A 12,297-nucleotide genomic window follows, 5' to 3' on the forward strand; every position below is an offset into this window, starting at 1 on the left:
ACCGTCATTTCTTATAACTAGTTTCTTGGGAGTCTGGAATCGGATCGGTTGCATTAGCGTGCAGCCAGATATGCTTGCGGGTGCAAGTCTTGACCAAGTCGTGCCGAACCGCTCCGCAGTCGGGGATTGATGTATTAGAAGCAGAAAATGCGCTTACGGGTTGCAGAAGGTGCGCGCGTTCGTGGTCCATTTGCCAAAGCCGGTGGCAACCATGTTGGCGATCACCCTGCAGACATAGACCTTCTGCGCCGGGTCGTTGTCGGGACCGGCATGATAGCGGGCGACGGCCATCGACCAGGTCTCGTGGCGGGCATGGAGGCTGGCCAGGAAGCGCGCCGCGTAGTCGACGTTCTGGCGTGGGTCGAGCATGTCCTCGACGCTGCGGAAATGCGAGGCGTGGTAGTGATGGTTGATCTGCATGCAGCCGAGATCGATCAGCGTCTTGCCCTCGCGCTGGGCGTTGGCGAAGGCGGCAAGCGCTTCGGTTCGGCTTCTCGGAAAGACTGCTTTTCCTTCTATATTCAATGCGTTGGGCTGAAGACTGCCCTTGTTGCCGGTTTCCGTCAACCCGACCGCATAGAGGATGCCGGCGGGCACGCCATAGCGGTCGGCGGCACGCAGGATCTCAGGTTCGCAGGGATTGGTGGCGGCGCCGGCGCTGCTCGCGAGGCTAGATAAATATATCGCCGCCAGCGCGCTCGCGAGAAGGCGAAGCGACGCGGCCGTGTGTTTGCGCATCATCATGGCTACCCCTTGCGGAATGCTGACCCGACTGCTGGCCACCGGCCCCATTATTGCCGCCGCCGGAGTTTCCGGGCTGGAAGGATGATGGATCGCGGCCGGGTGCCGCGCTCACGGAGGCGGTTGTATCCGTCCGGGTTGTGGAGGTGACTGCAATCGATGGTTGCAGTATGGTCACCTTGTCAACCTCGAAACCGAGCCCGCGCAGCGACTTGACGATCGCTTCGCTGTCGCTGGAAAGCCGGCGATAGGCATCGTGTGTTTCGGGCTTCAACTCAATCGACAGTTGTTCTCCGGAGAGCCGAAGATGGGCCGTGACCATGCCCAGTTCGGCCGGGTGAAGTTCGATCTTCAAGACATGTGTCGGAACGGCAACAGAGCCCGTCAGCTGAGCGGTCGCGGACGCCGTGGCGAGCGCCTGGTTCGGGCCGCCGTCGGCTGAAATGGCGCCGATCACGTTGAGGGCCGCCTGGCTCATCGGGGCCTGCGGCGGCGCGGGGAAGCTGCGCTCGGAAACGACGTCGATGCGTGCCGCCGCCGACTGCTGTTTTCCTGGTTCGGACCGCAATGAAGACTGAAGGTCGGCGATGGATTTCAGCTGCGGCGCCGCCTGCTTCGTCTCCACGCCCGGCACCTCCGCGGATGTCTCGGGCAGGGGGCCGGCCTCGATCATGCCGTCGTGTCTTGGCGCGCCGGCGGCATCGCGGACGAGCTGACCGTCGAGTTTGGTCAACGGCCCGTCTGCGAGCGATACCCGCTCAGGCTTGGAGATGGGGTCGAGACCGTCACTCGCGGCGGCGGATTTCTGCCGATAGCCCTTCGAGGGAAGCTGTCCAACGACAGCGGCGTCCTGTCCTGTTTCGCCCGCGCTCGAGTCGGCCGACTTGGCTGACGTCGAGAAATGGCGCAGGTCATGAAACGCCATCAGCAGCGGCAGATGCTCGTCGAGCGCGGTTGTACCCGGTTCGATGGCCGACGCGTCGGCATCGGCATCCTTGTCCGTCCCGGTGTCCTTGCCGTCCTTCATGGATTTCGCGGCAGATGATCCACTCGGCGTGGTCCTTGCCTTGCCTGCGGGCATCGGCTCATCCTCGCCAGTGTTCGCCGCAAGGTCTGCCGCAAGCCTGCTCCAGCGCGGATCGCGAGAGCCGGCCTCGGCCGGTGGCTGCTTTTCTGAATTGGTAGGGCTCGCGCCGCCGTGCACCATCTTGCCGAAACCGGTGTCGTCCTTCTTTCCAGGCGCGGCCGGCTGCTCGGCCGTGCGCGCGGCGGTAAATCCTGGCAGGGCCGGGCCGAGGCTGGGGGTCATTTCGGGGCGGCTCCAAGCATCTGGTCGATCAGGTCGAGCTGTCGACGGGTTTTTGTCATGGCGGCGTCGGTCGGGTCTGTCGTGTCGGCGCTGGCCGAGGCCGCCGGCGCCGATGCCGGCAGGGCGGTTGCCGCGTCGGTTGCCGGCGCGGATGCGTTCGGCGCAGCAGGCGCGGCGGCCAGGGATGGCGCCACGGCCGGCCGTTCGGAGACGGCGCCCTCGACGGGGGGCAATCCGGCGGCATCAGTGGTCGGCACCGCCGCAACCTCCGGTTCGGGTGCCGGCACCACTGGTGCGGGCGCCGGGTTTGCGGCCGCAAGTGAGGCAGGCGGCGCCACCACTTCGCCGGCGATGGCCTGGGCCGCGTCGAGCAAGGCGCGGTCGCCGTCCGACAATTTGCCGCGGTCGATCTTGCCCAGTTTGGCGCGCACGTCCTCGATGGTATCGGAGGTCACCGTGGACAGGCTGGAATAGAGCAGGGCGCGCGGATCGCCCTGATTGGTGTTGCCGTCGCGACCGTGTTCGGCCCGTGCCGAGGCGAAGGCCGACAAGTCGCTCATGCCGTCAATCGCGGCGCGGCGGGCGATGCGCAGATAGATCACCTTCTCGCGTTCGGGATCCATCATCGAGGTGATGTCGGCAAGCTTGTCCTGGCTGATCGACATGTGCAGTGCGATGACGCCGGAGACGAAGGAGTCGGCGAACTGGCTGGCGTAAGGCGAATAGAGATAGCGCTCGGCATATTGGGTCGAGGCAAGCGCGAACCGTGCCGCGTCGCCTTGCGTCACCGCAATGCCAACCGAGCGCCGCAAAGCCGCTTCCTCGACCAGAGTGCCGGGGCTGAGCAGCTTGGCCTCATCGAGCAGCATCAGCGCGGCGGTCGGCTGGTCCGTGGCGAGCAGTGACCCTTTGACCAAAGCGAGGAACGCGCCGAGATCGCTTGGCTGGGTCATCGGGTCGATCGGCCTCAAGGCTTCGATCGCCTCGCCGGGCCGGCCGTTCAGATAGCCGATCACGCCTTTGGCGATGGCAAGGTTCCGCGGATCGGAGGCGGCGCGCGATACGGCCGCCTCGACGGTCACCGGATTGCCGCCGCTCATGCCGTAGACCAGCAGCGCGCGAAAATTCTTGGGGTCCTTGAAATCCTCGGCATCCGCGGCGCGCAACCGGGCATCGGTCATCTCGAGCAATTTGGCCTGCATCGGCATCGCGGCATGATCGCCGGCCGCGATACGGTCCTGGACGAGCTGCAACGAGCGCACCAGCTGATAGGGCTGCAGCGTATCCTGGGCGAGGCCCGTGGACGGACACGCCGCGGCCAGCAGCAACAGGCCTGTCAGGCGGCTGGTCAGCGCCCCCCTCTTCATCCGCCGGTCGCCATCAGGATCTCGATGCGGCGGTTGGCCGCCGACATCGGGTCTGCCGGATCCTTGGGCTGGCGATCCGCGAAGCCGGCAACCTCGGTGATACGGCGTTCATCGACGCCACCACGCACGAGCATGTAGTAGGCCGAATGCGCGCGCGCCGTCGACAGCCGCCAATTGTCGTAGTTGGCGCTGCGGAAAGGGCGCGCATCGGTGTGGCCGTTGATGCTGATGGTGCCCTTCTGGCTGTTGACGATGCGGCCGATCTTCTCCATCGCCAGCACCAGTTCACGGCTCGGCACCGCCGATCCGACCTCGAACATGCCGAAGTCGAGCTGATCGGTGATGGAGATGACGACACCCTTGTCGGTGGCTTCGACCGAGACACCGTCATGCAGCTTGTCGCCGGGCTTGAAGGCATCGGCAAGCTGCTGCTTGACGTCGGCGGCCGCTTTCACCGCGGCGGCGGTCGGAGCCTTGTCCGCCGCCTCGGGCTTTGCGGCCTCCTGCTGCGCGACGGCCTTGGGCGTATCCGCAGCCTTGCTGTCTCCAGCCTTGGCGTTGCCCGCCTTGGCATCCCCGGCTTTCATATCGCCGGCCTTGACCATTGTCGCGGCTGCGTCCTTGCCATCCCCGGCCAGGGGCTCCAGCGGTGCGTCCTTGACCGGTGGTGCCGGCGGCACGGCCTTGACCTTGGCGATCTGTGTCTCGGCAGCCTTGTCGCCGGGCTTGAGCGGATCGCCCTCGACCCTGGGGCGCTGGGCACTCGCCTCGGCGCCAGGTGCGGCGACCTGCTGCGACCAGAAGTCAGGCTCGAAGGGATCGCGGTAGGACGCGCCGCCCGAGGCGCCCGTCGCCGGACCAGAATTCTGCGCGCCGCCGTCGCCTTTCTGGCTGACATTCTGCATGACGCCGGTCTCCGTGGCGATCTCCGAGAGCACCGCATAGGGGTCGGCGAAGAGATGCTCGTCGGACTGTTGCGACTGCTGCGGTTCCTGCTTGTCTTGCTTGCGGTTGGATGAGCCCGCGGCGCCGCTGCCGTCCTGCCCGGCCTTGGTTGTCGCTTCCTGCGGTTCGTCGGCCATCAGCCCGACCGAGCGCGGCCCATTGCCGAGATCCTGGAGGCCCTTGCGGCTCGACTCGCGATCGACCAGCTTGACGGGATTGAAGTAGCTGGCGACGGCCGCCTTGGTTTGTTCGTTGGCGGCATTGATCAGCCACATGACCAGGAAGAAGCACATCATCGCGGTCATGAAGTCGGCGAAGGCGATCTTCCAGACGCCGCCATGATGACCTTCGTCGTGGTCGTCATGCCCGCGCCGCACGATGATGATCTCGTGCCTGCCGTGATCGGCATCGGCGACGCTCATGACAGGACCTCGGAAAGGGTTGCCGACCATTCGGCCATGCGCGTCTCGAACACGGCCTCGTCGATGGTGACCGTCAGGTCGAAGCCGGGCGCCTCGATGAAGTCGAGATTTTCGGCGCGCGGCCCAAGCGATGCCTTCAGCGTTTCGAACAGCGAGAGTGGCCCGCGGACGGCGATGCGCACGGCTTCGCCATCGCGAACGGCTTCGCGGATCGCGCCGGCGAGCGCTTCAAGCGAGCGCTTGCGCAGATCGTCGCTGACAACGCCGCCGATGATGCGGGCGACCGTGGCGCCGACAAGATCCGTCACGCGCGCCTCCATGGCGTCGAGCCGCGACGAAACCGCCTTACCGACATCGCCACCGAAGCTGTCGAGAAACGCCCTCGCTTCCTCGGCATTTGCCTGGCGTTCCGCTTCCAGCGCTGCTTGATGGGTCGCGGCAAGCCGCTCGCCGAGCGCTGCCTCCGCCTGGGCAACCGCCTCGGCGATCAGCGTGCCGATATCGGCCGGCGGTGCCGCCGCCTCGGGCTTGTGCTCGGCGGCGGGCTGGGGCTGGCTGGCGCGTTGCGCGCGCGCGCCGAAGTCCGGAAGAAGATCGAAGAGGGCTGCGGAGGGCATGGTCTACGCCGCGACTTCCTGGGCCGCCCATTTGCGCAGGATCTGCGCGGTGCGTTCCTCGTTGATGTCGACCATGCGGGCAAGCCGCTCCTGCGGGGCCGGCCTGATCTTTTGGCGCAAATCGTCGAGCGGGGTGGCGCCGGCACGCGTGCCGGGCAAGGCGCCGACGGCGGCACCCGCATCGGCGGAAGCGGCTGCCTCCGGGGTCGGCAGAGAGCGTTGGACTTCATCGAAATTGGGGCCTGCTATGGCGGGCGTCGCCTTGGCCGTCAGCGCGGCCGCCATCGGCCGCAAGCCGAAGAAGGCGACCAGGAACACCACGACAATGAAGGCGCCGGCATTGATCAACGTGCCGGCATGCTGGCCGATGGAATCGAGCATTCCCCCCTGCGGGATCGCCTCGCCGTCCAGCCCGTCGATGAACTCGACCGCCGAGACGTCGATGACGTCGCCACGCTTGTCGTCGAAGCCGGTGGCGGAACTCACCATCTTCTGGATTTCGGCGACGCGCTTGGCGATCTGGTCGGGCGTCGCGTCCTTGCCCAGGATCGCCTTCAGCCGGTCCTGGTTGACGACGACTGCGATCGACATCTTGGTGACGCTGTAGCCATTGGAGACGGTGGCGATCTTCTTGGAGTTGATCTCGTAATTGGTGATTTCCTCCTTGCGGTCGTTCGCCGAGGAGGTCTGCGGACCCTCGGTGCTGGTCGCCTGGGTCTCGGGCAGGTTCTGCTCGACGCTGGCCGGGGTGGAGGCCTGTTTCTGATTGCTGTTCTCGTTGGCGCGCACCGACTGCACCGAGCGTTCGACGCGGGACTCCGGATCGAAGATCGTCTCTTCGGTCTGGCGGGTGTCGGTGTTGACGTCGGCCTTGACGCTGGCGCGGAAATTGTCAGGCCCGAGATAGGGCGTCAGCGCGCGGCGGATGTTGTCGCCGATCTGCGCCTCCACGGTCTGCTCGACGCCGAGTGTGCGGGCGGCGCTGGTGTTGGAGGGATCATCGCCCGCGGCCAGCAGATTGCCGTTGGAATCGAGCACCGTCACCTTGTCGGCCGACAGGCCAGGGACGGCGGCGGCGACGAGGTGGCGGATCGACATGGCGCTCTTCTCCGCGTCGATGCCGGAGTAGCGAATGACGACCGAGGCGGATGGCTGCTGTTCATCGCGGCGGAAATTGGCGCGCTCGGACATGACGATGTGGACGCGTGCCGCCTTGATGCCGGCGATGGACTGGATGGTGCGGGCGATCTCGCCTTCGAGCGCACGCACGCGGGTGATCTGCTGCATGAAGGAGGTGAGGCCCATCGCGCCGACATTGTCGAACAGCTCGTAGCCGGCATTGGCGCTGGTCGGCAGGCCCTTCTCGGCAAGCAGCATGCGGGCCTGCGCCGTGGTGCCGGCCGGCACCAGCACGGAGGTTCCGTCGGAGCCGACGTCGAAGCCGATGCCAGCCTCGCCCAGCACGAGGCCGATCTGGTTCACGTCGGAGCGGTCGAGCCCGACATAGAGCGTGTCATAGGCCGGGCGGTTGAGGTAGACCGAGGCAATGCCGATGACGCCCATCACCAGGACAGCGACGCCCGCCAGCATGGCGAGGCGCCTGACGCCAAAGCCGCGGAGATTCGAGATGATGCTCTGGATCTGTTGCGGCACGGTTGAGCGACTCCCAGCATGACTGTCCGCCGGAACACTAAGCCTCGAAGCTTGTGCGAAAATGAAATCGGGCCGCGCTTGCGGCGCGGCCCGTGAATTGGAAGTCGAAGTATCCGTCGGCTAAGGCTGAACTAGCCGTTCTTGAACAGCGACAGGATCGACTGCGAGGAGCTGTTGGCGATAGACAGCGACTGGATGCCGAGCTGCTGCTGCACCTGCAGCGCCTGGAGGCGGGTCGATTCCTTGTTCATGTCGGCATCGACGAGCTGGCCGACGCCGCGGTCGATGGAGTCCATCAGGCTCTGCGTGAAAGTCTTCTGCAGATCGATGCTGCTCTTGGCCGAACCGAGGATGGTGGCCTGGTCGGTCAACTGAGCCATGACGTTGTCGATCTTGCCGATCATCTGGGTGATGATGTCGTCGGTCACGCCGGCCGCGGTGATGTCGAGATTGAACGCGGAGACGTTGTCGATCTTCGTGGCCGTGCTCGCCGCGGCCGCGGTCTGGCCAGCGGTGTTGGCGGCGGCGTCCGTGCCGCCGCCAGCGAGTGCTGTCGCATAGGCGGCGTCGTACAAGGCCTGGGCGGCGGCGGTGGAGTAGACCGAGGTCTGGCGGTCGAGCGTGCCCTGGTTCTTGACGACGGCAGGAAGGCCGGAATCGAACAGCTTGGTGCTCTCCAAATTGATGTCGATCGTTCCGAGCGAGATTGCGCCCGAGGAGGAGCGATTGAAGGACGAGACGATCTTGGCGTCAGATTGGACGCCACCATTGGCGGCGTTGGACGTCACCGAAAGATAATTCGAACCCGAAAAAGTGGCGGCGTCGGCGAAGGACTTCATCTGCGCCTGAAGCGTCGTGATCTCGGTCTGCGTCTTTGCCTTGGCGGCTGCCGTCTGGCCAATGGTCGAAAGCAACTTGGTCTTGATCTTGCCGATCGTATCCAGCGCATTGTTCATGCCGGTATAGGCAATGTCCACTTTCGAGGCGCCGAGGCCGAGCGCGTCCTGCACTGTCGACAGCGCCTGGTTGTCGGAGCGCATCGTCGTGGCGATCGACCAGTAGGCGGCGTTGTCGGATGCTTCGGAGACCCTGTAACCGGTCGAGATCCTGGCCTGGGTCTGCTCGAGCGACTTGTTGGTGGCGTTAAGGCTTTGAAGTGCGGTCAACGCCGCGGCGTTTGTCATGATGCTCGCCAAGAAACTCGCTCCTTTTTTCAGACCGGTCTTTCTCAAAGACCGGCGTTGCCCTCGCGAGCCGCTCGACCCGCCCCTGGATTGCCGCCACCCCGATCGGGCCGATTCGGCAATCCGTTGTAGTCATTGGTTAACCATGACTAGCTCGTTATGGTTAATGGCCTGTTAAAAGCCAGCTTCAGAGGGTTAAGGAACGAGGGTTGCGCGGGGCTGGAGCAAACGCAAAACGGGCCGCGCTTTTGGCGCGGCCCGTTTGCCTGGTTTGGTCGGTCGAGAGGGATCAGCCGCGGAAGAGCGACAGGATCGACTGCGAGGAGCCGTTGGCGATCGACAGCGCCTGGACGCCGAGCTGCTGCTGGACCTGCAGAGCCTGGAGGCGGGTCGATTCCTTGTTCATGTCGGCATCGACGAGCTGGCCGACGCCGCGATCGATGGAGTCCATCAGGCTCTGCGTGAAGGTCTTCTGCAGGTCGATGGAGCTCTTGGCGGCGCCGAGCTTGGTAGCGGCGGTCGTCATGTCCTTGAGCGCGGCGTCGACGACGGTCATCATCTGCGAGATCTGAGCGTCGCTGGCGGCCGTGGTGCCCGAGAAGATGGCCAGGCTGGCGACCGAATAGGTATCGCCGGCAACGATAGGGCCACCAAGGGTCGGGGCCTGTGCTGTGGTGGTTGCAGCGCCAGTGGTGCCAAGGCGGGCTGTGTCGAGGATACCCTTGGCGGTCGGCGCGGCGCCGGAGTCATAGAGCTTGATGCTTTCGACTTTGACGTCGATCGTCGAGATCGAAACCGCGCCGGCGGAGGTGCGGTTGAAAGCCGAAACGACCTTGACGTCGGCTGCCGTGCCCGAGGCGGTGGACACCGACAGCATGTTGGTGCCGGAGAAGGTGGCGGAGTCGGCGTAACCCTTGAGCTGTGCCTGAAGGGCGGCGATTTCGACCTGGGTCTTTTCCTTGGCGGCGTCGGTCTGACCGTAGGACGCGGTCAGCTTCTGCTGGATCGAGTTGATGGTGGTGATCGCGCTGTTCATGCCAGTGTAGGCGGTGTCGACCTTCGAAGCGCCGAGGCCGAGCGAGTCCGAAACGGTGGACATGGCCTGGTTGTCGGAGCGCATCGTGGTGGCGATCGACCAGTAGGCGGCATTGTCCGAAGCCTGGGAGACGCGATAGCCCGTCGAGATGCGGGACTGGGTGGTGTCGAGGCTCTTCTGGGTGGCGTTCAAGCTCTGCAGCGCGGTCAACGCTGCGGCGTTGGTCATGATACTGGCCATGGCTACTCGTACCTTGTTTTTACAGGTGTTTTTTGCATACCGGTTTGTCCGGTATGACGGAGCGGCATCATGCCAATGACCGTTGCGTTTGGGTCACCCGCCATCTGCGAGCGACTATGGCGGCGAGTCCCTACCAAAGGACTAAATCGGACGGTTAATCGAAAATAATTCGGAGAAAATTCGATGATGCTCGCGCCGTCCGATTCCTCGGGCGCGCGATGCCTGATGTCGAGCGCGGACGATCAGGTGAAAGAGCGCACCAGGCTGCCGACGAGCAGGTTCCAGCCGTCGATCAGGACGAAGAACAGGATCTTGAACGGCAGCGACACCACTGTTGGCGGCAGCATCATCATGCCCATCGCCATGGTGATGGTGGCCACGATCAGGTCGATGACCAGGAATGGCAGCACGATCAGGAAGCCAATCTCGAAGCCGCGGCGTATCTCGGAGATCATGAAAGCAGGCACCAGGATGCGCAGGTCGACCGTCTCCTTGGCAACGACCTGGCCGCGCTCGCGGGCGAGGTCGGCGAAAAGGTCGAAGTCCTTGTCGCGCACATTGTGCAGCATGAAGGTGCGGAAGGGATCGGAAATCTTCTCGAAGGCCTCGGTCTGGCTGATCTGGTTGTCCATCAACGGTTTGACGCCGGTGTTCCACGCCTGATCGAAGGTCGGCGCCATGACATAGAAGGTCATGAACAGCGACAGCGAAATGAGGATGAGGTTCGCCGGCGTCGATTGCAGGCCGATGCCGGCACGCAGGATCGAGAAGGCGATGACGAAGCGGGTGAAGCTCGTCACCATGATCAGAAGCCCCGGTGCAACCGACAAGACGGTAAGCAGGCCGAACATCTGGATGATGTAGCCGACGGTGGTGCCATCGGCCTTGCCGATGCCACCGAGGTCGAGTTGCTGGGCCGCCGCGACAGAGGTGGCGGCACCGATCAGTACCGCGGCAAGAAGGAATTTTCTCATTCGAGCAGCAATGTCCTGATAAGAACCTGTTTGACGTGCCCCTGACTGCGGATCGAGGCGCGTTCGTCGAGATCGGCCTTCAGGTGCTGGTAGCCGCTGGCGCCTTCGATCTGGTGCATTTTCAGGGTGCGCACGAAAGCCAGAAGATCCTGTTGAATATCCTCCGCCATGGCCGGCGGCTGCGGCGCGTCATAGACCACGGATACTTCCATCCTGATCCATGTATCGGCAGGCGAGGCGATATTGGTGGTGATCGGCGCCAGTGCGACAAGCGTCGGGCCCGTGCCCGGTTGTTGCGTGGCGGCGGGCTGCGCGACCTTGCCTTCATTTTCAGGCGCAACCGGCACCGATGATGGTGCGCCGACGCCTTTGAGATAGCCACCCGACATCCAGCCCATGCCGATGGCGGCGGCCGTCACCACGAGCAGCATGGCGCCCTGGATGGCAAGGGAAGGACCCTTGCGAGGCTGAACCTGTTCGACATTGGCCACGGTGCTTTGCTCTCCAATCCCCAGAAGGCCAAGACCTAGAACGGCAGAACCTGGTCGAGGACCTGCTGGCCGTAGGCCGGCTGCTGGACCTCACTGACGCGACCGCGGCCGCCATAGGAGATCCGCGCCTCGGCGATACGTTCATAGGAGATGGTGTTCTCCGCGCCGATGTCCGACGGACGCACCATGCCGGCGATGGTGAGCACTCTGAGTTCGTAGTTGACGCGCACTTCCTGCGAACCCCTGATCATCAAATTGCCGTTGGGCAGGACCTCGGTGACGACGGCGGCGACGTTGAGCTCAAGGTTCTCCGAGCGCTTGATTTCGCCGTCGGCGTTGGTCTCGGTGCTGGAGCTCAAGCCGGCGTCGCCCTTGCCGCTCGTGCTGTTGCCTTCCCATCCCAGCGTGACGTCATAGCCCAGCTTGCGCGCGGCAGTCCGGCTCCTGTCGTTCTGGTTCTTGAAGTTGGCCTTGTCGTTGAGCTTGATCCTGACGGTCAGGATGTCGCCTTCGCGCAGCGCCCTGGGATCGGTGAACAGCCGGCTCTGACGATCGTCCCACAGAGAGAACTTCTTGACCGGCGTGGCGGGCGGCTGAGGATAGCTGTAGGGCGCTGCCCCGTCGCTGCCGATGCCCGACCCGACCGGCGACATGGTCGGTTCCCTGCCGATCTCCTTGAAGTTGGTTCCGCAGCCCGACAGCGCTGCGGCCGCGCACAGGATGAGCATTTTGCGGATCATGACGGATCTACCCTTCGGGCTGCGCTGGCCATGATGCCGGTGAGCGTCGCCGCCGCCTTCTGGTCCATTTCGTTGAGGATGACGCCGGCCTTGCGTGAATCGAGCTTCATCAGGATGGCCGCGGCGAGGTCCGCATTGACGATTGCCAGGCGTTCGGCAGCCGCATCGGGCTTCATGCCGGCATAGATCTTGACGACGCCGTCCTCGGCCCTGGCCAGGAACACTTCGCGCCGCTTCAGCCAGGTCTCGTATTCGGCTTTCTTTGCGTCCAGCGCCTTCATGCGCTCGTCAATGCCGGCCTGCAGCTGCTTCAACTCCTCCGCCTGCAAGGCATAGCGGCGGTCGCGGGCGGCGTCGGCGATGTTGGAACAGAAGCGCTCTATCTCGCTTTGGTCCGGTGCTTTCTCCCGCGTCAATTGCTGCGGCGCGACCGTGGGCTGCCCACCGGGCAGAACCTGCCGCACGGCATCGTCCGCGTGTGCGCCGCCAAGGACAGGCATGGCCGCCAGCGCGGCCGCCAACAGGAATATGCGGGAGCGGCGTCTTTCACGAGACGAGAGGGAGGAGATCATCGGCAT

At 64.5% G+C, this 12,297-nt stretch carries 12 protein-coding genes; all 12 read right to left on the minus strand.

Annotation, left to right across the window (positions count from 1 at the left end):
- Positions 1-153: 153 nt before the first annotated feature.
- Positions 154-741, minus strand: a complete 588-nt coding sequence (locus EN845_RS09250; protein WP_167531313.1) for a transglycosylase SLT domain-containing protein — start codon at positions 739-741, stop codon at positions 154-156.
- Positions 671-1,948, minus strand: coding sequence for a flagellar hook-length control protein FliK (locus EN845_RS09255; RefSeq protein ID WP_245511691.1), 1,278 nt, complete (start codon positions 1,946-1,948; stop codon positions 671-673). The genes EN845_RS09250 and EN845_RS09255 overlap by 71 nt, the downstream gene beginning before the upstream one ends.
- Positions 1,949-2,046: 98 nt before the next feature.
- On the minus strand, positions 2,047-3,417 hold the full coding sequence (locus tag EN845_RS09260) for a chemotaxis protein MotC (RefSeq protein ID WP_127869876.1): 1,371 nt from the start codon (positions 3,415-3,417) through the stop codon (positions 2,047-2,049).
- Complete coding sequence (locus EN845_RS09265) at positions 3,414-4,784, minus strand: MotB family protein (protein ID WP_127869875.1); 1,371 nt, start codon at positions 4,782-4,784, stop codon at positions 3,414-3,416. Before EN845_RS09265 ends, EN845_RS09260 begins: the two co-directional genes overlap by 4 nt.
- A complete protein-coding gene (locus tag EN845_RS09270; protein WP_127277942.1) occupies positions 4,781-5,401 on the minus strand; it encodes a hypothetical protein in 621 nt (206 codons plus the stop codon). Before EN845_RS09270 ends, EN845_RS09265 begins: the two co-directional genes overlap by 4 nt.
- Before the next feature lie 3 nt (positions 5,402-5,404).
- Positions 5,405-7,054, minus strand: coding sequence for a flagellar basal-body MS-ring/collar protein FliF (fliF, locus tag EN845_RS09275; RefSeq protein ID WP_127277943.1), 1,650 nt, complete (start codon positions 7,052-7,054; stop codon positions 5,405-5,407).
- A gap of 131 nt (positions 7,055-7,185) precedes the next feature.
- Positions 7,186-8,250 (minus strand): flagellin, encoded by a 1,065-nt coding sequence (locus tag EN845_RS09280; RefSeq protein WP_127277944.1) that lies wholly within the window; start codon positions 8,248-8,250, stop codon positions 7,186-7,188.
- A 277-nt stretch (positions 8,251-8,527) separates the two neighbouring features.
- Positions 8,528-9,514: a flagellin gene (locus tag EN845_RS09285; RefSeq protein ID WP_127869874.1), complete on the minus strand. Its 987-nt coding sequence runs from the start codon at positions 9,512-9,514 to the stop codon at positions 8,528-8,530.
- Between the two features lie 242 nt (positions 9,515-9,756).
- On the minus strand, positions 9,757-10,488 hold the full coding sequence (fliP, locus tag EN845_RS09290; RefSeq protein ID WP_027144757.1) for a flagellar type III secretion system pore protein FliP: 732 nt from the start codon (positions 10,486-10,488) through the stop codon (positions 9,757-9,759).
- Positions 10,485-10,979, minus strand: a complete 495-nt coding sequence (locus tag EN845_RS09295; RefSeq protein ID WP_127869873.1) for a flagellar basal body-associated FliL family protein — start codon at positions 10,977-10,979, stop codon at positions 10,485-10,487. The genes fliP and EN845_RS09295 overlap by 4 nt, the downstream gene beginning before the upstream one ends.
- 35 nt (positions 10,980-11,014) lie before the next feature.
- Positions 11,015-11,719 (minus strand): flagellar basal body L-ring protein FlgH, encoded by a 705-nt coding sequence (gene flgH / locus EN845_RS09300; protein WP_127281130.1) that lies wholly within the window; start codon positions 11,717-11,719, stop codon positions 11,015-11,017.
- Positions 11,716-12,297: a MotE family protein gene (locus tag EN845_RS09305; protein WP_167531302.1), complete on the minus strand. Its 582-nt coding sequence runs from the start codon at positions 12,295-12,297 to the stop codon at positions 11,716-11,718. The genes flgH and EN845_RS09305 overlap by 4 nt, the downstream gene beginning before the upstream one ends.

Origin of the sequence: Mesorhizobium sp. M8A.F.Ca.ET.202.01.1.1 (assembly GCF_004791595.1) — a bacterium.
Taxonomy (GTDB): Bacteria; Pseudomonadota; Alphaproteobacteria; order Rhizobiales; family Rhizobiaceae; genus Mesorhizobium.

What these genes read in the sequence shown, in the direction of transcription:
- EN845_RS09255 (WP_245511691.1), bottom strand. Translation starts at nt 1,948, where the DNA reads ATGGTGCACGGCGGCGCGAGCCCTACCAATTCAGAAAAGCAGCCACCG.
- EN845_RS09305 (WP_167531302.1), bottom strand. Translation starts at nt 12,297, where the DNA reads ATGCCGATGATCTCCTCCCTCTCGTCTCGTGAAAGACGCCGCTCCCGC.
- fliP (WP_027144757.1), bottom strand. Translation starts at nt 10,488, where the DNA reads ATGAGAAAATTCCTTCTTGCCGCGGTACTGATCGGTGCCGCCACCTCT.
- EN845_RS09260 (WP_127869876.1), bottom strand. Translation starts at nt 3,417, where the DNA reads ATGAAGAGGGGGGCGCTGACCAGCCGCCTGACAGGCCTGTTGCTGCTG.
- EN845_RS09265 (WP_127869875.1), bottom strand. Translation starts at nt 4,784, where the DNA reads ATGAGCGTCGCCGATGCCGATCACGGCAGGCACGAGATCATCATCGTG.
- flgH (WP_127281130.1), bottom strand. Translation starts at nt 11,719, where the DNA reads ATGATCCGCAAAATGCTCATCCTGTGCGCGGCCGCAGCGCTGTCGGGC.
- EN845_RS09285 (WP_127869874.1), bottom strand. Translation starts at nt 9,514, where the DNA reads ATGGCCAGTATCATGACCAACGCCGCAGCGTTGACCGCGCTGCAGAGC.
- EN845_RS09270 (WP_127277942.1), bottom strand. Translation starts at nt 5,401, where the DNA reads ATGCCCTCCGCAGCCCTCTTCGATCTTCTTCCGGACTTCGGCGCGCGC.
- EN845_RS09250 (WP_167531313.1), bottom strand. Translation starts at nt 741, where the DNA reads ATGATGCGCAAACACACGGCCGCGTCGCTTCGCCTTCTCGCGAGCGCG.